This window comes from Cupriavidus sp. H19C3 (genome assembly GCF_049393815.1).
Taxonomy (GTDB): Bacteria; Pseudomonadota; Gammaproteobacteria; order Burkholderiales; family Burkholderiaceae; genus Cupriavidus.
Map to the genome: position 1 here is coordinate 532231 of NZ_CP184985.1, position 19648 is coordinate 551878.

Annotated in this window: 8 protein-coding genes; all 8 read left to right on the forward strand. The window is 68.7% G+C overall.

The genetic code is table 11. The features are described 5' to 3' along the window. Nucleotides 1–195 precede the first annotated feature (195 nt). Nucleotides 196–1389 (forward strand): gephyrin-like molybdotransferase Glp, encoded by a 1194-nt coding sequence (gene glp, locus DFLDMN_RS02460; RefSeq protein ID WP_423196945.1) that lies wholly within the window; start codon nucleotides 196–198, stop codon nucleotides 1387–1389. Nucleotides 1390–1394: 5 nt separating this feature from the next. After that, complete coding sequence (gene moaD / locus DFLDMN_RS02465) at nucleotides 1395–1652, forward strand: molybdopterin converting factor subunit 1 (protein ID WP_423196946.1); 258 nt, start codon at nucleotides 1395–1397, stop codon at nucleotides 1650–1652. Between the two features lie 18 nt (nucleotides 1653–1670). Further along, a complete protein-coding gene (gene moaE, locus DFLDMN_RS02470; protein ID WP_423196947.1) occupies nucleotides 1671–2168 on the forward strand; it encodes a molybdopterin synthase catalytic subunit MoaE in 498 nt (165 codons plus the stop codon). Nucleotides 2169–2180: 12 nt separating this feature from the next. Then, nucleotides 2181–2561 (forward strand): fluoride efflux transporter CrcB, encoded by a 381-nt coding sequence (crcB, locus tag DFLDMN_RS02475; RefSeq protein WP_423196948.1) that lies wholly within the window; start codon nucleotides 2181–2183, stop codon nucleotides 2559–2561. A 284-nt stretch (nucleotides 2562–2845) separates the two neighbouring features. Then, entirely contained in the window at nucleotides 2846–5002 is a 2157-nt protein-coding gene (locus DFLDMN_RS02480; protein WP_423196949.1) for a 3-hydroxybutyrate oligomer hydrolase family protein, read from the forward strand. A 230-nt stretch (nucleotides 5003–5232) separates the two neighbouring features. Then, complete coding sequence (gene clpB, locus DFLDMN_RS02485; protein WP_423196950.1) at nucleotides 5233–7821, forward strand: ATP-dependent chaperone ClpB; 2589 nt, start codon at nucleotides 5233–5235, stop codon at nucleotides 7819–7821. A 288-nt stretch (nucleotides 7822–8109) separates the two neighbouring features. Then, nucleotides 8110–16920, forward strand: coding sequence for a C80 family cysteine peptidase (locus DFLDMN_RS02490; RefSeq protein ID WP_423196951.1), 8811 nt, complete (start codon nucleotides 8110–8112; stop codon nucleotides 16918–16920). A gap of 371 nt (nucleotides 16921–17291) precedes the next feature. Then, nucleotides 17292–19529: an NADP-dependent isocitrate dehydrogenase gene (locus DFLDMN_RS02495; protein WP_423196952.1), complete on the forward strand. Its 2238-nt coding sequence runs from the start codon at nucleotides 17292–17294 to the stop codon at nucleotides 19527–19529. Nucleotides 19530–19648: the final 119 nt, after the last annotated feature.

Below are 19648 nucleotides of genomic sequence, written 5' to 3' on the forward strand. Positions count from 1 at the left end.
TGCCGGTCCTTCATGTATCCATCTGTGCCGAAGCGCGCCCACCGCCGTGCCGGCAAGTCGCTACAATCGGGGTTGCCGTCGTTTCTGCAACCGTCGATGACCCAAGCCCCCAACTCTCCCGCCGCGCCGCCTTCTGGGCTACCTTCTGCGCTACCTTCTGCGTCACCGTCCGCGCCTTCCCCCGCGCGTCCCCCGATGCTCACGCTGGTCCAGGCACTCGATGCGCTGCTGGCCGGCGCGCGCGTCGTGCCCGACACCGAGACCGTCGACACCCTGGCCGCCAACGGCCGGGTCCTGGCCGCGCCGGTCACCAGCACGCTGCGCGTGCCGCCGGCCGACAATACCGCCATGGACGGATATGCCGTGCGGGCCGCCGATATCACGGCGCCGGGGGTCCGGTTGCCGGTGTCGCAGCGGATTCCGGCCGGCCATGTGGGTGCCGCGCTGGCGGCCGGCACCGCGGCGCGCATCTTTACCGGCGGCCTGATTCCGCCTGGCGCCGACGCCGTGATCATGCAGGAGCAGTGCGCGGCCGATGGCGATGCGGTGGTCATCCGGCATGTGCCTAAAGCGGGTGAGTGGATCCGGCGCGCGGGCGAGGATATCGAGGCGGGCAGCGTGATCCTGCCCGCCGGCACGCGGCTTACGCCGCAGGCGATGGGGCTGGCGGCGTCGGTCGGCCAGGCCACGCTGGAGGTACGCCGTCGCACGCGCGTGGCGGTGTTCTTCACCGGCGACGAGCTGGCGATGCCGGGCGAGCCGCTCAAGCCCGGTGCCATCTACAACTCCAATCGCTTTACGCTGCGCGGCCTGCTGGAGAACCTCGGCTGCGAGGTGACCGACTTCGGCATCGTGCCCGATACGCTGGCCGCCACGCGCGAGACGCTGCGCCGTGCCGCCGCCGGCCACGACGTCATCCTTACCTCGGGCGGCGTCTCGGTGGGCGAGGAAGACCATGTGCGGCCGGCGGTGCTGGCGGAAGGGCGCCTCGACCTGTGGCAGATCGCGATCAAGCCCGGCAAGCCGCTCGCGTTTGGCGCGGTCGGTGATGCGGCCTTCCTGGGGCTGCCAGGCAATCCGGTTTCGAGCTTCGTCACGTTCCTGCTGTTCGTGCGGCCGTTCCTGCTGCGCATGCAGGGCGTGCAGGCAGTGGTGCCACGCCGGCTGCCGCTGCGCGCGGATTTCGACCTGACCAGGGGAGACCGCCGCAACGAATTCCTGCGGGCGCGCATCAATGCCGAGGGCGGGCTGGAACTGTTTCCGAACCAGAGCTCGGGCGTGCTGACCTCGACCGTATGGGGCGACGGGCTGATCGACAATCCGCCCGATCATCCGATTCGTCGCGGCGACCTTGTGCCGTTTATCCCGTTCCAGGGTTTGCTGGACTGAGCATCATGCATATCGAACTCCGATTCTTCGCCAGCGTGCGCGAGCAGGTCGGCACCGGCGCCGAGCGTGCCGAGGTGCCGGCCGACGTGCGTTCCGTGGGCGACCTGCGCGCCTGGCTGCGCGCGCGTGGCGGCGCCTGGCAAGAGGCGCTGGCCGATGGGCGGGCGCTGCGCATGGCGGTCGACCATGCCGTGGCGCGCGCCGAGACCCCGCTCGCGGACGGCTGCGAGGTGGCTTTCTTTCCGCCGGTGACCGGAGGCTGAGATGCGTGGGAGCCCGCAATGAGCGTACGCGTACAGCATGAGGACTTCGATCTTGGCGCCGAGGTGGCCGCACTGCGGTCGGGTGATGCCGCCGTCGGTGCCGTGGCGAGTTTTATTGGCACGGTGCGCGACGTGAGCCATGGCACGCGCGTCAGCACGATGGAGCTCGAGCACTATCCGGGCATGACCGAGAAGGCGCTGGCGCGCATCGAGGCCGCAGCGCGTGCGCGTTGGCAACTGCTCGGCGTGACCATCGTTCATCGCGTTGGCCTGCTGCAGCCGCGCGACCAGATCGTGCTGGTGGCGGTGGCGTCGGCCCATCGCGGCGAGGCGTTTGCGGCGTGCGAATTCATCATGGACTACCTCAAGTCCGAGGCGCCGTTCTGGAAGAAGGAAGACACGCCCGAGGGGGCGCGCTGGGTCGATGCGCGGGTGTCGGATGACGCGGCGCTGCGTCGTTGGGGCATCGAATCGTTGAACGCTGAAGCGGCAGGCTCGGCCGGTCCGGAAGCATAAGGAAAAAATACAATGGGTCCGCTTGGTTTTGTCGCGGTCGGCATCGGTGCGGCCGTGGGCGCGTGGTTGCGCTGGGGATTCTCGGTGATGTGGAATGCGCTGAATCCCGCGCTGCCTTACGGCACGCTGGCCGCAAACCTCGCCGGTGGCTACCTGATCGGTCTGGCGGTGGGATTTTTTGGCGCGCACGTCGAACTCGCGCCCGAATGGCGGCTGCTGGCGGTGACCGGCTTCCTCGGCGGCCTGACCACGTTCTCGACGTTTTCGAGCGAGGTAATCGCCAATCTGCTGGCGGGCGACTATGGCTGGGCGGCGACCCACCTGTTGCTGCACGTTGGCGGCTCGCTGCTGCTGACCGCGTTCGGCATCTGGACATATCGCCTGCTTTCCTGACGGCGCGGACAGGGCGGGTTGGCGCGTATCGTCAGGCAGCGGCGCGTACTGGCGCCTATCGGCGTCCCCCGGTGCGGGTCGGCGCGTGTCAGTGCGTACCCGCACGTGTAAAGTTGGGCGCGGGTAAGTCACTATCCGTGCCGGGCGCGTCCAGCGCCTACTATCTTCCTCTGGGGGCCGCTTGCGCTCCCGGCTTGCGTTTGTTGTCGTTGCCTCAGTTGTTGTTCCCCTTGTCGTTCGCCTTGTTGTTCCCCGCATGCGGTACATAAGAGAGGAGACACTCCGTGCATTCGAGCCAGAAGCGCCCGCGCCTGCGCGTGCCCCAGACCCTGATCGCCCTCGCGGCCGGCATCCTTGCCGTGGCTGCCTGTGGCGGGTCCGACCATCCCGATGATGGCGGCAATCCCAATCCCAATCCCAATACGCTGCCGTCTTTCGTGAGCGGCACCGTGGGCGTGCAGTCGTACGACGGCAATACCGACGATCTGCTGACCGGCGGTCTCGGCAAGGACGGCATTGCCAGCGCGACCGCGCCGCTGCCCGCCAATCCGGCCGCGCCGACCGCGGCCGAGCTGCGCCGCTATGCGATCTACAACAACTATCGCGCGATCGTCGATACCACCGCGGGCGGTGGCTACGGCACGCTGTACGGGCCCAATGTCGATGCACAGGGCAATGTGACCGCGAGCCAGGGCAAGATTGCCGGCGTGGAATACCTGGCCTACGCCGACGATGGCACCGGGCGGCTGAACGTTACGCTGATGGCCCAGATCCCGGCCACGTTCGACCCGGCCAACCCGTGCCTGATCTCGGCCACGTCGTCGGGTTCGCGCGGCGTCTATGGCGGCATCGCGGTGGGCGAGTGGGGCCTCAAGCGCGGCTGCGCGGTGGCCTATACCGACAAGGGAACCGGCGCCGCGCCGCACGACCTCGATACCGATACGGTGCCGCTGATCGATGGCACCCGTACCACCCGCACCGCGGCCGGCAAGAACGCGCAGTTCGTGGCGCAGCCGGGCGCGCAGTCGCTGGCCACTTTCACCGCTGCCACGCCGCACCGGCTCGCCTTCAAGCACGCGCATTCGCAGCAGAATCCGGAGAAGGACTGGGGCCTCAATACGCTGCAGGCCATCGAGTTCGCGATCTGGGCCATCAACGACCGCTTTGGCGCGACCAATCCCAATGGCTCGCGCCAGGCCTCCATTGGCAAGGACAAGATCCTGGTGATCGCTTCGGCGGTCTCCAATGGCGGCGGTGCGGCCATTGCCGCGGCCGAGCAGGATACCAACGGCCTCATCGATGGCGTGGCGGTGGGCGAGCCCAATGTGAACCTGCCGCCCACGGCCGGCGTGACGGTGCGCCGCGGCGGCATTCCGGTGCTGGCCTCGGGCCGTCACCTGTACGACTACACCACCACCGCCAATCTGATGGAGCTGTGTGCAAGCCAGAACCCCTCGCTCGGTAACGCGCCGTTCATCACGGGCGTGCCGGCGGCCACCGCGGCCAACCGCTGTACAGCACTCCAGAACGCCGGGTTGATCTCGGGCGGGGACCTGGCCACGCAATCGGCCAGCGCGCTCGACGCGCTCCATGCGGCGGGCTGGGAGCCCGAGTCGGATGAACTCTACGCGTCGCTGTCCGGCCTGGAGGTCGGCAGCGCGATCGCCGTGACCTACGCCAACACGTATGCGCGCGCCAGCGTGACCGACATGCTGTGCAACTACGGTTTTGCGGCCGTGGCCACCACCGCGCCGTTCGTGCCGGTGCAGATTTCGCCGGCGGTGCTCAATCTGCTGTTCTCCACCGGCAATGGCGTGCCGCCGGGCGGTGGGGTGACCCTGATCAACGAAGCGGCCGCGGGCGGGCCGTCGCGCGATTTCACCTCGGTCTCGACGGGCAGCGGGGTGGCCGATGCCAACTTCCCGGGCGCCAGGTGCCTGCGCGATCTGCTGACCGGCACCAGCGCCACCGCGCAGGCGCTGCAGGCGGGCATCGCGCAGACCTATCGCACCGGCAACCTGCGCGGCAAGCCCGCCATGATCGTGCATGGCCGCAGCGACGGCCTGCTGCCGGTGAACCATACGTCGCGGCCATACCTGGGCTTCAACCGTGCGCAGGAGGGGACGGGCAGCCGGCTGTCGTATATCGAGGTGGAGAACGGGCAGCATTTCGATGCGTTCATCGGCGCGATTCCGGGTTACAGCAACCGCTTTATCCCGCTGCACGTGTACGTGAACCGGGCGCTGGACGCGGTGTACGCCAACCTGCGCAGCGGCGTGGCGCTGCCGCCGTCGCAGGTGGTGCGGACGCTGCCGCGCGGTGGCACCAATGGCGCCCCGGCGCCGGCCATCACGTCGTTCAACGTGCCGCCGATCGCGGCCACGCCGACGCCCGCCAACCAGATCGCCGTGAGCGCGAACCTGGTGGACGTGCCCAACTGATGGCAGCCTGGGGGATGTGCGGTGGGTGTGCTATAAAGCACATCCATCCCGCGTCATCCTGAGGCCACCCCGGGGCCAATCTGGCGCCGGGGTGCGTCTTGAAATGCCAAACGAAAGCCCTATCTTTCGGAAGTAATCTGTGTCCGGCAGGGCATACGAGCGCAACGACAGAACATGCGCCGCCGCACCCCCGCAGCAGGACACGCTCATTCGAGAGAGAGGGGTTCTTCATGCGACTTGATAAATTCACCACCCGCTTCCAGGAGGCGCTGTCCGATGCGCAAAGCCTGGCGCTGGGCAACGACAACCAGTACATCGAACCGCAGCACCTGCTGCGCGCGCTGCTGGCACAGAACGACGGCGCGGCGCGCGCGCTGCTGGCCCGCGCCGGCGTCAACGTGAACGGTCTGCAGACCGCGCTGGATGCCGCCATCAAGCGGTTGCCGCAGGTCTCGGGCACCAACGAGGTGCAGATCGGCCGCGACCTGGTCAACCTGCTCAATGCCACCGAGAAGGAGGCCATCAAGCGCAACGACCAGTACATCGCCAGCGAGCTGTTCCTGCTGGCCGTGTCCGACGACAAGGGCGAGGCCGGGCGCATTGCGCGCGAGAACGGGCTCAGCCGCAAGTCGCTGGAAGCGGCCATCGTGGCCGTGCGTGGCGGCGATACGGTCAACAGCGCCGATGCCGAATCGCAGCGCGAGGCCCTCAAGAAGTACACCATCGACCTGACCGAGCGCGCGCGGGCGGGCAAGCTCGACCCGGTGATCGGCCGCGACGACGAGATCCGCCGCGCGATCCAGATCCTGCAGCGCCGGACCAAGAACAACCCGGTGCTGATCGGTGAACCCGGCGTCGGCAAGACCGCCATCGTCGAGGGCCTGGCGCAGCGCATCGTCAACGGCGAAGTGCCCGAGTCGCTCAAGAACAAGCGTGTGCTCGTGCTCGACATGGCGGGCCTGCTGGCCGGCGCCAAGTATCGTGGCGAGTTCGAGGAGCGCCTGAAGGCGGTGCTCAACGACGTGGCCAAGGACGAGGGCCAGACCATCGTCTTTATCGACGAGATCCACACCATGGTGGGCGCCGGCAAGGCCGAGGGCGCCATCGATGCGGGCAACATGCTCAAGCCCGCGCTCGCGCGCGGCGAGCTGCACTGCATTGGCGCGACCACGCTCGACGAGTACCGCAAGTACATCGAGAAGGACGCCGCGCTGGAGCGCCGCTTCCAGAAGGTGCTGGTCGACGAGCCGAGCGTCGAGGCCACCATCGCGATCCTGCGCGGGTTGCAGGAGAAGTACGAGCTGCACCACGGCGTGGAGATTACCGACCCGGCCATCGTGGCCGCGGCCGAGCTGTCGCACCGGTACATCACGGACCGCTTTCTGCCGGACAAGGCGATCGACCTGATCGACGAGGCCGCGGCACGGATCAAGATGGAAATCGACTCCAAGCCGGAGGCGATGGACAAGCTCGAGCGCCGCACCATCCAGCTCAAGATCGAACGCGAGGCGGTGAAGAAGGAAACCGACGAAGCGTCGCTCAAGCGGCTGGAGCTGATCGAGCAGGAGATTACGCGCCTCGAGAAGGAGTACGCCGATCTCGACGAGATCTGGCGCGCCGAGAAGGGGGCCGCGCAAGGGGCCGCCGCACTCAAGGAGGAGATCGACAAGATCCGCCTGGAGATCACGCGGCTGCAGCGCGAGGGCAAGCTCGACAAGGTGGCGGAGCTGCAGTACGGCAAGCTGCCTGAACTGGAGGGCAAGCTGCAGGCGGCGACCAAGGCCGAGGCCAACGAGCAGAAGCAGCCCAACAAGCTGCTGCGCACGCAGGTGGGCGCCGAGGAAATCGCCGAGGTGGTGAGCCGCGCGACCGGCATCCCGGTGTCGAAGATGATGCAGGGCGAGCGCGAAAAGCTGCTGAAGATGGAAGACCGGCTGCACGCACGCGTGGTGGGCCAGGATGAAGCCGTGCGGCTGGTGTCGGATGCGATCCGGCGCTCGCGCGCGGGCCTGGCGGACGAGAACCGGCCGTATGGGTCGTTCCTGTTCCTCGGGCCCACCGGCGTGGGCAAGACCGAACTGTGCAAGGCACTGGCGGAGTTTCTGTTCGACTCCGAGGATCATCTGATCCGCATCGACATGAGCGAATTCATGGAGAAGCACAGCGTGAGCCGTCTGATCGGCGCGCCGCCGGGATATGTGGGCTATGAGGAAGGCGGCTACCTGACCGAGGCCGTGCGCCGCAAGCCGTACTCGGTGGTGCTGCTCGACGAGGTCGAGAAGGCGCACCCGGACGTGTTCAACGTGCTGCTGCAGGTGCTCGACGATGGCCGCCTGACCGATGGCCAGGGGCGCACCGTGGACTTCAAGAACACGGTGATCGTGATGACGTCGAACCTCGGTTCGCAGTTGATCCAGTCGATGTCGGGCGAACCGCAGGAAGCGGTGAAGGGCGCGGTCTGGCAGGAGGTGCGGTCGCACTTCCGCCCCGAGTTCCTGAACCGGATCGACGAGGTGGTGGTGTTCCACGCGCTCGACCAGCAGCATATCGAGTCGATCGCGCGTATCCAGTTGCAACGCCTGCAGACTCGCCTGGCCCGCATGGACATGACGCTGGATATCACCGAGGCGGCACTGGCACGCATCGCGAGCGCGGGCTACGATCCGATCTTCGGCGCGCGTCCGTTGAAGCGTGCGATCCAGCAGCAGATCGAGAACCCGGTGGCACGGGCGATCCTGGAAGGCAAGTTTGCCGCCAAGGATGTGGTGCCGGTGGACTACGTCGACGGCGAGTTCACCTTCGGTCGCTCGCTGCATTGAGCGCTGTGCATTGAGCGGCGTGCATCGAGCGACGTACCCGTCGGCACGAACCCCGCCCCCTCGCAAGAGGGGCGGGGTTTTTTATTGGCGCGCGCGGCCCTTGGGCTGGCGGCGTGGGACGACGATGGCGGCGGGCGGCCGAGGGCCGGTCGCGGTGGCGGAGTGGCACGGGCGGCGGGGGTAGCAGGGGCAAGGCGAGGGTTCACCGAAATCGGAATGCGGCGATAGCGACGTCGCGGCCGGTCGCCGATAGTGGTTCCGGATGGGCGTCGGAATCGGGAGGCATCGGTGAAGCGCGTCTTGCAGGCCTTATCGAGCGTTGCCACGGCGTGGCTGGCCTTGCCGCAGGCACAGGCACAGGCACAGGCGCAGGCACAGGCACAGGCACAGGCGCCGTCGGTCGTCGTCGCCGACGCGCGGACCACGGCCTATCTGGCCCCGGGTGGCGTGACGGTGGTCGACATCGCGGCGCCGGGCGCCGCAGGGGTATCCCACAATCGCTATGACCGATTCGATGTCGGCGCCGCGGGACTGGTGCTGAACAATGGGGTCAGCGGCGGCAGCCCACAACCGGCGCGGCTGGCGCCTCTCATGGTAAGCGGCAATCCCGCGCTGGAGACCGCCGCCAGCGTGATTCTCAACGAGGTGGTTGGCAGTCATCGCAGTCTGCTGCAAGGCAAGGCGGAGGTGGTCGGGGCGCGAGCCGACCTGGTGGTGGCCAACCCGCACGGCATCCTCTGCAATGGCTGCGGCTTCGTGAATACGGATCGGGTCACGCTGGCAAGCGGGGTGCCGCAAGTCGACGCGGGCGGTCTGCGCGACTTCGCCTACGGGGATGGCGAGGTCGTCATCGGCGGCAAGGGACTCGACGCGGCGGCGCTCGAGGTGGTGCTGCGTGGCCGTGTCATCCGCGTGGCTGCCAGCGATGATGCCAGCCGCGCGGCGCAAGCGGAGGGCAGCGGCGCGCGTCTGGACAGCGTACGGCTGGGCGGTGTGCATGCCGACCGCATTCATCTGGTGGCTTCCGCGCAGGGCGTGGGCGTGCATCGCGTCCCTGCCACCGTCCCCACCGTCGCCACCGCCCCCACCGTACGTATCGACGGCCCGCTGCGCGCACGGCAGGCGGTGTCCGTGCGTGGCGATGCGATCGTGACCAACACTGGCGATATCGTCAGCGACGGGACCGTATCGATCGAGGCGACGGCGCTGATCAACCACGGCCGCGTGCGTGGTGGGCAGGCGCTGTCGGTCGATGCGGTGACAGTGCGTAACGTGGTGGGCGGCGGGACGGGTTACGCGGCGCCTTACGTAGGGAACGACGCAGGTAACAGGGCGGGTAACAGCGCAGGCAACAACGCAGGCAACAACGCAGGCAACAACGCAGGCAACAACGCAGGTAACAACGCAGGCAACAACGCGCGGGATGGCGCGAGGCACCACGCCGGGGTGGCCGCCGCAGGTCCCGGCACGGCGGTCCATGCGGCAGCCCGCGCTGCGCGTGCCAACCAGGCTACGCAAACCACAGGCACTACGCAAACCACACGCACCACGCCCGTGATGCGGCCGGACGGCGCCGGCTATCACGATAACGGCAATGGCGGTAACCGCGATGACTTCCAGGACTATCGGACCACGTGGACCGAGACGCACGGGCCCGCCGCCGACGACGCGCGCGAGCCGGTGCTGGAGGCCGGCGGAACGCTGCATCTGAGGTTCCAGTCGGCGCTCAACCTCGGCGGCACGCTCTCGGCCGCGCACGTGCAACTGCAGGGCCGCGCCGGTACCGGCAGCGCGCGTCTGGTCAATGCCGGGCTGGCGCGCGAGACGCGGCGCTATACGTCGCTGCATACCGATACACGCAAGGAAGCGGGCCCGCTGGGCGGCGTGAGCGTATATGGCTTCAGTTACTGTCATCGCGCCGACGGTGGGGCCTACGACGCCGGTTGCCGGTATGACGGCGCGCGACAGGCCTATCGGGCGGAGTTCGCGGCCGTGAGGACGGCCACGATTCGCGCGCAAACGTTGCAGATCGACGGTATGCACCTGGTCAACGATGGCGCACGCGCGGGCGCGGCGGCGATCGAGACCACGGACGGCACGCTCGCGCTCAGCGGGCTGGTGAACGCCGATGCGCGCATCGAGGCGCGTGGCGCGCTGCAGGTGACGAGCCGGGAAGGCATCAGCAATCTGTCGGGCGAGATGACGGGCGCGCGCCTCGCGCTGTCCAGCGAGGCCAGCGTCAGCAACCTGACGCAGGTGTCCAGCGATGGCAGCGATGCCATCCGGCTGCCAACGTTCGGTGCACGCGGACGCATCGCCGCCAGCACCGTGCTGACGATCCACGCGGCGGACGATGTCGTCAACCTGGGTGCGGACCTGATCGGCAAGTCAGGCATGCACATCGAGGCGGGCAAGGCGGCGCACTTCGACACCGCGCAGGCGGAGCAGGTGGAGGCGTTGCCCACGGCTTTCGCCGGCGACGCCGCGCGCAGGACGGTCACCACCACCACGCGCGCGCTGCGCAGCCAGATCGGTAGCCGCCTGATCAGCGGTGGCGATCTGCACGTCAAGGCCGGCACGGACCTGACGGTGGCGGGCACGCACGCGCTGGTGCAAGGGGATGCCGCCCTGCGCGCGGAAGGTGTGCTGCGCCTGGTGCCGCGCGAGCATCGGGTGGAGACGCGGCAGCTCACGCGCGACTTCGGCTTGCTGTCTGCCGGGCCGCCGCGCGCCAGCGAGCGGCTGTCGATCCGAAGCCTCGGGTCGACGATGCGCGTGACGGGTAACCTCGACCTTCACGCGGCCGGCGCGCTGATGGTGTCGGGGGCGACGTTGCAGGGCGCCGGGCGTGGCCGCATGGACGGGCGGCGCATCCATGTTCTGCCGGCCCGTCGGCTCGACAGCACCGACGATGGCCACGTAGCGCGCGCGCGCCCGGCGCGCCTGTCGTTCGGCGGACGGCTTGCCATGCGCGCCGACGAAGACATCGTGGTACATGGCGGCGACGTGCGCGCGCAGCACGCGGTGACGATGCGCGCGCACGACGTGGCGTTGACCGCCGCGCGGCAGAGCGCACACGCAGACGGTGTGCCGGCCGATGCGACTACGCCGGGGCCGCGCGGCACGCATGCCGAAGGTGCGGACGCGCAGGGCCTGGCGTGTTTGCGGCACGATTGCCGCGACTGGTGGGGCCTGAGCGGCAGCGCGCAGGCCTATGCCAACGGTGCCTACGACATCGCACGCTGGCGCGACAACGCCGGTGCGCCAGGCGCGGGGGGCGCGGAGCACGCCGTGCACTACCGCGGCACTACCGTGGCGGCAGGTCACGCGCTGGCGATCGAGGCCGGCAATACGTTGCTGCTGAAGGGCTCGTCACTGCTTGCGGCCGGTGACATGCGCATCCAGGCGCGCAACATGGCAACACTCGCGATCGAGGATACGAAGGTGGCACGGGCGGTCTCGCGGGGCGGTGGATTGGCCACCTACTTCGATGCCAACGCAGGCGCGCAGGGCGGCCTGGGCGGGCAGCAGGACGACACGCTCCCGGCCGGCCTGCCGGAAGACTGGAGTTATGGCGAAGCCGGGGCGAAGGCAGGCCTGGCGCAGACCACGGAGGCGGACACCGCAACGTCGGCGTCGATATCGCGAATCATGGCCCAGGGGCATCTGGGGCGGCATGCGCGGGATCGCATGCACGACGTGGGCAGCCTGCTGTGGGCGGGCGGCGACCTCCGGCAGTCCGCGCGGGTCATGACCAGCGAAGCGGCGCGCCAGGCCGGCCATCGCGCCGTGCAGGACGAGCGCGACGCCTTGCGCGCGGGCGCCTACGCCGCGGCCTCCGCCGGCATGCCCGGTACGTTTGCCCCGGGGCAGGGCTGGAGTCGCCTGCTGGGAATCGGCGCGGGGGCCGGCATCGTGCTCGGCGTCCATCGGACGGCGGCGCGCCACGACGCGCATCGCGCGCGATACCTGCTTCCCGCGCTGGAGGCCGGCGGCGACCTGATCAGTGTGGCGCGCGAGGGCATGCGCCTGGAGGGGACCTCGGTCCGCGCCGGCGGACATGCATGGATCGAAGGCGGCGCGCTGCACTTTGGCGCCGTGCGCGAGCGGTCCGAACGCGCGACCGGGCTGCGCGACAGCGATGGCAGTCTGCTTGCCAACCTGGTGTCGGCCGAGATCGGCGCGCAACTGGTCGATACGGACGTGGCGACGCATCGCGTGGATGAGATCGCACTGGCCGGCGCCGTACATGCGGGCAAGCGGCTGCGCCTCGGCAGCGGCACCGACATGCGGCTGGACGGTACCACGCTGAAAGGGGAGGAAGGCGTCGTGATCGACGCGGGGGGCAACCTGGACTTCGGCGCGCTCATGTCATCGAGCCACATGTCCAGCCACCATCACGTCAGGCAAGGCGGCGTGATGTGGTTCGTCATTCCGGCGGGCGGCTTCAACGACGCCGACGAGGTCGCGGGCAGCCGCAAGGCGCTGGTGGGGCAGGTGCGGGCGGGGGGGCACGGGTCGATCGAGGTGGCGGCGCGCAAGGGCCTGCGACTGGCGGGCACCCACCTTGCAGCCGGACGCGACGTCACGGTGCATGCGGCGGCTAACCTGGCGTTGCGCGGCGTCATGGAAAACGACTTCCGGCTGCGGCACAAGGAGGTCGGCAACCTGTATGGCTGGGTCTTGCACAAGGTATTCGGCCTGGGTACCGGCGCCAGCTACGTGGGCGACCGTGCGCATGCGCACTGGCGCGAAGTCACGCCCGCCATCGAGGCGGGCGAGGGTATTGCGCTGTGGTCCGGCCGCGATATGGTGCTGGAAGGCGTGAACATGGCGGCACCGCTGGTGATGCGCAGGGCGGCCGGCCGCTTGCATCAGCGACAGCCCCGGCCCGAGACGAGCCGCGAGGGGCGGCGCGACAGTTTCGACCCATTGCACTACATGCTCGGCATGGTCCACATGGTGCCTGCCCTCGCGCGCGGGACGGCGCCGGAGCATCTCGGGCCCAAGGCGGAGGGCGAGCGCAGTCATGTCGTTCTGCAGCGCGGCGAAGACCAGGCCACCGGCGAAGCCGCGCAACGCCTGGCGGCCAAGCACGCTGGAAGCCGGCACGTGCGCGTGGGGCCGGATGGCGAACTGCTCGACGCGTTGGCGCCCGCTGCGCTGAGCGGCGACGTCAAGTTTCATATCGTCGGCCATGGCGACGCCGACGGCAAGCGGCTCGGCGGCATGACCCCGCGTGCGCTTGCCGATATGGTGGCGATGCTGATGCGCCGGAGTCCGCAAGCGAGGCTCGGCAAGCTGAGCATGGTGGGTTGCGATAGCGCCTGCATGCGCCGCGATATGGCGCGGGCACTGCGGGCATGGCACATCGATACGCAGGTCACGGGCGAAACGGGCGCCGTCCGCGTCGACGCGGCAGGGCACAAGGTTGCCACCACGCACACGGACCTCCGTGCCTTGCCCGCCGACACCGGAGCACCGGGGGCGCACGCGGCGGACCCGGCGGACGCGGCGGACGCGGCGCCGTCCCGCGCCGAGGGATTGATGCACGAGACGTTGTCGCAGTGGCTCGACTGGAACTTCGAGCGCGGTGCCGGGCAGGATCGTGCGGCGGCGGCGCGCATTCTCGACCTGACCGCCTTGCTGCCTGAGCCACTCGACAACGCCGAGCGGCATCGCCTCAGGACGGCTTACCAGAGGCTGCGCCGCGAGAGGACGGAGACCCCGGAGGGCGCGGTGCTCGACGATCCGCCCGTCGACGATCTGCTGGCACGGCTGCCGGACTATCGCGGTGTGACGTACCGACGCACCTTTACGCTACCGGGCTTCTTCGCGGTGGGCGACGGCGCCGAAGGTGCCGGCGCGCCCGCCGTCGCGGAAGGCGATCTGGTGCGCACGGACCGCATGCTGCTGACGACGGCGTCGATGGAAGAGGCAAGGGACGACTATCTGCCGACCACGCTGCTCGGACAGGATCCGTCGCCATGGGCCGGCGAGGAGCCCGTCGTGCTGATCGTGGACGGGCGGCGCGGCAAGCCGTTTCCCCGCTACCGTCTCCATTACGGCGCGGCGGGTCCCGATGGCAACGGGCGCGAGGTAGCGAACATGGGATACGTCGACGAGATCGCGGTAATGCATCGGCGGAATACGACCTTCCGGGTCGCGTCGATCGCGCAGCGCGACGACGTCAAGTTTGTCGTGCTGACGGAGGTGGACCATCCAAACGACCGCACCGTGGCGTCGATGGACCATCTGCTGCTGACATGGGATGCGGCGCGGCAGGCGGTGACCCGGCAGGCCCTGGCGGGCGGTCATCCCAATTACGCCAACCGGGTCGTGTACGCGCTGGAGCGCAACGAAGCCGTCATGCGGGCGGCGCGTGCGCTGGTGGGCAAGCATCCTCATGCGCTGCTGGTCGAGCCGAACGGCAATGGTACGTTTCCGACCGCGTTCAGCCTCAAGCTCGAAGGCGGGCGTACCAAGGTCACCATGGTCGGGCATGGCACCAAGCCTGGCGAGCCGGGGGGCGACGCGCTGCTCGGCAATCGGTCCGCCAGCGCGCTGGTGCACCTGCTGGATACGCATTTCCGCGGCATGCACCGGGAGGGGGCCGGCTTTGCGTTGAGCAAGGTCAGCCTGGCGGGTTGCGACAGCCGTTGCATGGTGCGCGATGTCAGTCGCGGCCTGGCGCGATGGAAGGCCGGGACATCGTTACCGGAGATCGCGGTCAGCGGGCACGACGGCGCGCTGGCGGTCGATCCGCAAGGCCGCAAACAGCCCGCCGCGTACGGCAGCGAGGGCGTGCTGCATGGAAAATGGTCCGGATCGGCGGGCCGCTCGACGGCGGATGGGGCGCGGGCAGCGACGACCACCCCAGCGACGACCACCCCAGCGACAACGACCCCGGCGGCGACGACCACGGTAGCGGCCGCGACGCCAGTGGAACCGGCGCGCGCTTTGCCGGATGCCGCCACCCTGGCCGGCCACGCCGCGCGTGCCGGTTCGGGCCAGGCTGCCAAGTCCGGCAAGCCGGCCAAGCCGGCCAAGGAGGCCAAGGAGGCCAAGGCGGGCAAGCCCTCGCTGGCGACGCGGCTCAGGTCATGGGTGCGCGGCTCGTCTTCATCGCGGGCAGAGCCCGTGCGCGGCACGGAGGGACCGGAAGCGCGGCGATCCGGCCGCGCCCCGGGCGCGGCGGCGGATCCGCGTCTCGCGCACTGGCATGTCGCGCTCGACGACGACGGATCCGATGCCGAGGTCAAGTCGAACGACACGGAGGTCGAGTCCCTGAGCAGTGCCGATGGTACCGATGGTGCCGATGGTCCCGATGGTCCTGATCCCTCGCCGGCACCTCCGGATGCGCGGCGCGATGCGGGTCGGCGCTTGCCGCCAGCGGCCGCGGCGGACACCGGATATGACGCGATCGTCCTGGTCTCCAGCGCGGGCAGCTCCGCGGTGCGGCAATCGCTGGCAAATCTTCAGCGCAAGCATGCCGGTGCGCATGTGCTGTACGTGCGCCCGGATGGGACGGTGCGTAACCCGTTGGCGCCCGCATCGTTACGCGGCAAGGTGAAGATGATCTGGCTCGGGCACGGCGATCGCCGGCGCCAGACCCTCGACGGTGCCAGCGAGGCGATGATCGCCACGGTGGTCCGCGCGGTCATGCGCGATCAGCCGGACGCGGCGTTGGGCAAGCTCAACCTGGCCGGATGCGACACCGATTGCATGCGCGCGTCCGTGGCGCACGCGCTGGCCGGTGCCGGCATCGATACCGTCGTGACGGCCGAAGTCGGGCCGATCCAGGTTGACGCATCGGGACACAAGCGGGCGGTGATGCGGGACGATCCGGCCGCGCTGCCGCATTCGCCGCTGCCTGGGCAAGCCCACGGTGCCGAAGGAGCCGTGGGCGTCGAAGGCGTCGAAGGCGTCGAAGGCGTCGAAGGCGTCGAAGGCGTCGAAGGCGTCGAAGGCGTCGAAGGCGGCCAAGGCGGCCAGGGCGGCCAGGGCGGCCAGGGCGGCCAGGGCGGCCAGGGCGGCCAGGGCGGCCAGGCCCAGGCAAAGCGGCATACGCCGCCGCTCTATGGCCGGCGCGTGGGCGCCCAAGCCGCGCCGCACGAGTCGCCGCCGGCAGGGGTCCCGGGACCCGCGTCGCCGCGGACACCGACAGGCGCGGACAGCGAGATCTGGTTCGACCCCATGGCCGGCGTGATCCGCGTCAAGGCGAGTCTGGCGGACGCGGGGCCGGCCCGGCTCGCGGCCCGGCTCGAGGCACGCATCGCCGGATTTCTCGACAAGGCGGGCATCGCCGGGCGCGATGTCAAGGAAGTGAGAGTGCATATGCGCGATGGCAATGACGAGGTCAACCAGCACGTCGCGGATAGCCTGGCCGCGCTCGTCAGACCCACGGTCCGGGTTCGTACCGACCCGCGGGCGGCGCCGGGTAGCGCGATGCAGGCGGGCCTGCCGGCGCCGTCGGGCGCGCCACCGGCCGTTGCCGCGGGCGCCCTGGTGCCAGCCGCGCAGGTACCGGTTGCCATGGCCGGCGCGGCCGGCCAGGACCGCCACCCCGACGCCGGGGGCAGGATGCGGGCGGTCATCGACCACTGGAAGGGTCGTCTGGCGCAGCGGCGCCCGGCGACCGCATGGCGGCTGGTCCTGCAGGTCGGCAACGACGCCAGTACGCGGCGCGCCGCGGAGCGCCTTGCGGCCGCCCATCCGGACGCGCGCATCGTCCGGTTTTCGCCCGAGGGCTGGCCGCTTGACGACATGGCCGAGGTCGGTGCGCTGGCCGGACCCGGCAAGATCGCGGTCGTCGAACATGCGGGCCGTCACCGCGACGCCCGTGCGCTCGACGTGCCAGGCCGGTTGGTGGAATGGCTTGGCAAGCTGATGGGGCGTCAGCGCGACGCCGCGCTGCGCCAGGTGAGCCTGACCGAATGCGGCTCGGCCGCGATGTGCGCCGATATCCGGCACCGGCTGGGCGCGCTTGATCGCGATATTGCGGTCAAGGGTAATGTGGTGGGCCCCATGAGCGAGTCCCTGTCGGGTCTCAGGAAGCGGCTCGGCCGCGGAGGCCGGCATCGGAGTAGGCGCCGCTAGCGGCGTGGTGTGTGCCGCAGGGCTGCTCGAGTGGCGCTTGAAGGGCGGTTGAAGGCGGTTGAAGGCGGTTGAAGGCGGTTGAAGGGCGCTAGGGGTGGAGGGGCTTGGAAGGCGTGGAAGGGCTTGGAGGGGGCTTGAAAGGCGCCGGCGGGGCCTGAGGGGCCCTTCGCCCCCGGCCAAAGGCCCGATTTTGCGCGCCGGAAAGGCCGGCTCGGGCGCCGGAAAATCGCCGTGACGGCAGTGCCGGTTCGTCCACAGTAATGCCGCCGACAGCAAAATCAGGCAAAATTGCGGTTTGCCGCCGGTGTGTGACCGCTGTGCCCCATGTCTGGCGACGCTTTCCCAACCTGATATTTATCGCGAGACATGCAATGAGTACCCAGCAGCCCACCATCATCTATACCCTGACCGACGAGGCCCCGCTGCTGGCGACCAGCGCCTTTCTGCCGATCATCCGCACCTTCACGGCACCGGCCGGCGTGAACGTCGAGACCAGCGACATCTCGGTGGCGGGCCGTATCCTGGGCGCATTCCCCGAATATCTGACCGAGGAACAGCGCGAGCCGGACAACCTCGCCGAGCTGGGCCGCCTGACGCTGATGCCGGACACCAACATCATCAAGCTGCCGAACATCAGCGCGTCGGTGTTCCAGCTGACCAGCGCCATCAAGGAACTGCAGTCCAAGGGCTACAAGATTCCCGATTTCCCCGAAGACCCGAAGACCGACGAAGAAAAGGCGATTCGCCAGCGCTACTCCAAGGTGATCGGCAGCGCCGTGAACCCGGTCCTGCGCGAGGGCAACTCGGACCGCCGCGCGCCGGCCGCCGTCAAGAACTTCGCCCGCAAGCACCCGCATACGATGGGCAAGTGGAGCATGGCCTCGCGTACGCACGTGGCGCACATGAAGCACGGCGACTTCTACCACGGCGAGAAGTCGATGACGCTGGATCGCGCGCGCGACGTCAAGATGGAACTGGTCACCAGGAGCGGCAAGACGCTGGTGCTCAAGCCGAAGGTTTCGCTGCTCGAAGGCGAGATCATCGACAGCATGTTCATGAGCAAGAAGGCGCTGTGCGAGTTCTACGAAGAGCAGATGGAAGATGCGCGCGAGACCGGCGTCATGTTCTCGCTGCACGTCAAGGCGACCATGATGAAGGTGTCGCACCCGATCGTGTTTGGCCACGCCGTCCGTATCTTCTACAAGGAAGCGTTTGCCAAGCACGGCGCGCTGTTCGATGAACTCGGCGTCAACGTGAACAACGGCCTGGTGGACCTGTACGCCAAGATCGAATCGCTGCCGGAGTCCAAGCGCGAGGAAATCATCCGCGACATGCACGCCTGCCACGAACATCGTCCGGAACTGGCGATGGTCGATTCGGCCAAGGGCATCTCCAACCTGCACGCGCCCAACGACGTGATCGTCGACGCCTCGATGCCGGCCATGATCCGTATCGGCGGCAAGATGTGGGGTGCCGACGGCCGTCCCAAGGACACCAAGGCCGTGATCCCCGAGAGCACCTTCGCGCGGATCTACCAGGAAGTGATCAACTTCTGCAAGACCAACGGCGCGTTCGATCCGGTCACGATGGGCACGGTGCCGAACGTCGGTCTGATGGCCCAGCAGGCCGAAGAATACGGTTCGCACGACAAGACCTTTGAAGTGGCGGAAGCCGGCGAGGCACGCATCGTCGACATCGCCACCGGTGAAGTGCTGCTGACGCAGAACGTGGAAGCGGGCGACATCTGGCGCATGTGCCAGGTCAAGGATGCGCCGATCCGCGACTGGGTCAAGCTGGCCGTCACGCGCGCGCGCAATTCGGGCATGCCGGTGGTGTTCTGGCTCGACCCGTATCGTCCGCACGAGGCCGAGCTGATCAAGAAGGTGGAAACCTACCTGAAGGATCACGACACCAAGGGCCTCGACATCCAGATCATGTCGCAGGTTCGCGCCATGCGCTACACGCTGGAGCGCGTGATTCGCGGCCTGGACACCATCTCGGCCACCGGCAACATCCTGCGCGACTACCTGACCGACCTGTTCCCGATCATGGAACTGGGCACCAGCGCCAAGATGCTGTCGATCGTGCCGCTGATGGCGGGTGGCGGCATGTACGAAACCGGCGCGGGTGGTTCGGCTCCGAAGCACGTGCAGCAGCTGGTGGAAGAAAACCATCTGCGCTGGGATTCGCTGGGCGAGTTCCTGGCGCTGGCGGTCTCGCTCGAGGAACTGGGCATCAAGACTGGCAACGACAAGGCGAAGCTGCTGGCCAGGACGCTGGATGCCGCCACCGGCAAGCTGCTCGACAACAACAAGAGCCCGTCGCCGAAGACCGGTCAGCTGGACAACCGTGGCAGCCAGTTTTACCTGGCCATGTACTGGGCCCAGGAACTGGCCACGCAGACCGAGGACGCGGCGCTGGCCGAGACCTTCAAGCCGCTGGCGCAGAAGCTCACCGACAACGAGAAGACTATCGTCGGCGAACTGTCGGACGTGCAGGGCAAGCCGGTCGATATCGGCGGTTACTACCGCCCCGACTTCGCCAAGCTGGAAAGCGTGATGCGCCCGAGCAAGACCTTCAACGCGGCGCTGGAAGCCGTGAAGGCCTGAGCGTCGATGCAAGGCTTGCCGACGTAGCGGTCAGCTCGTAAAACCGTTGTATCCGGACAACCCCGCGGAAGATCGCGCGGGTGTCCGGGATGGCCCGTGTTCGAGGCATGCACCAGTGC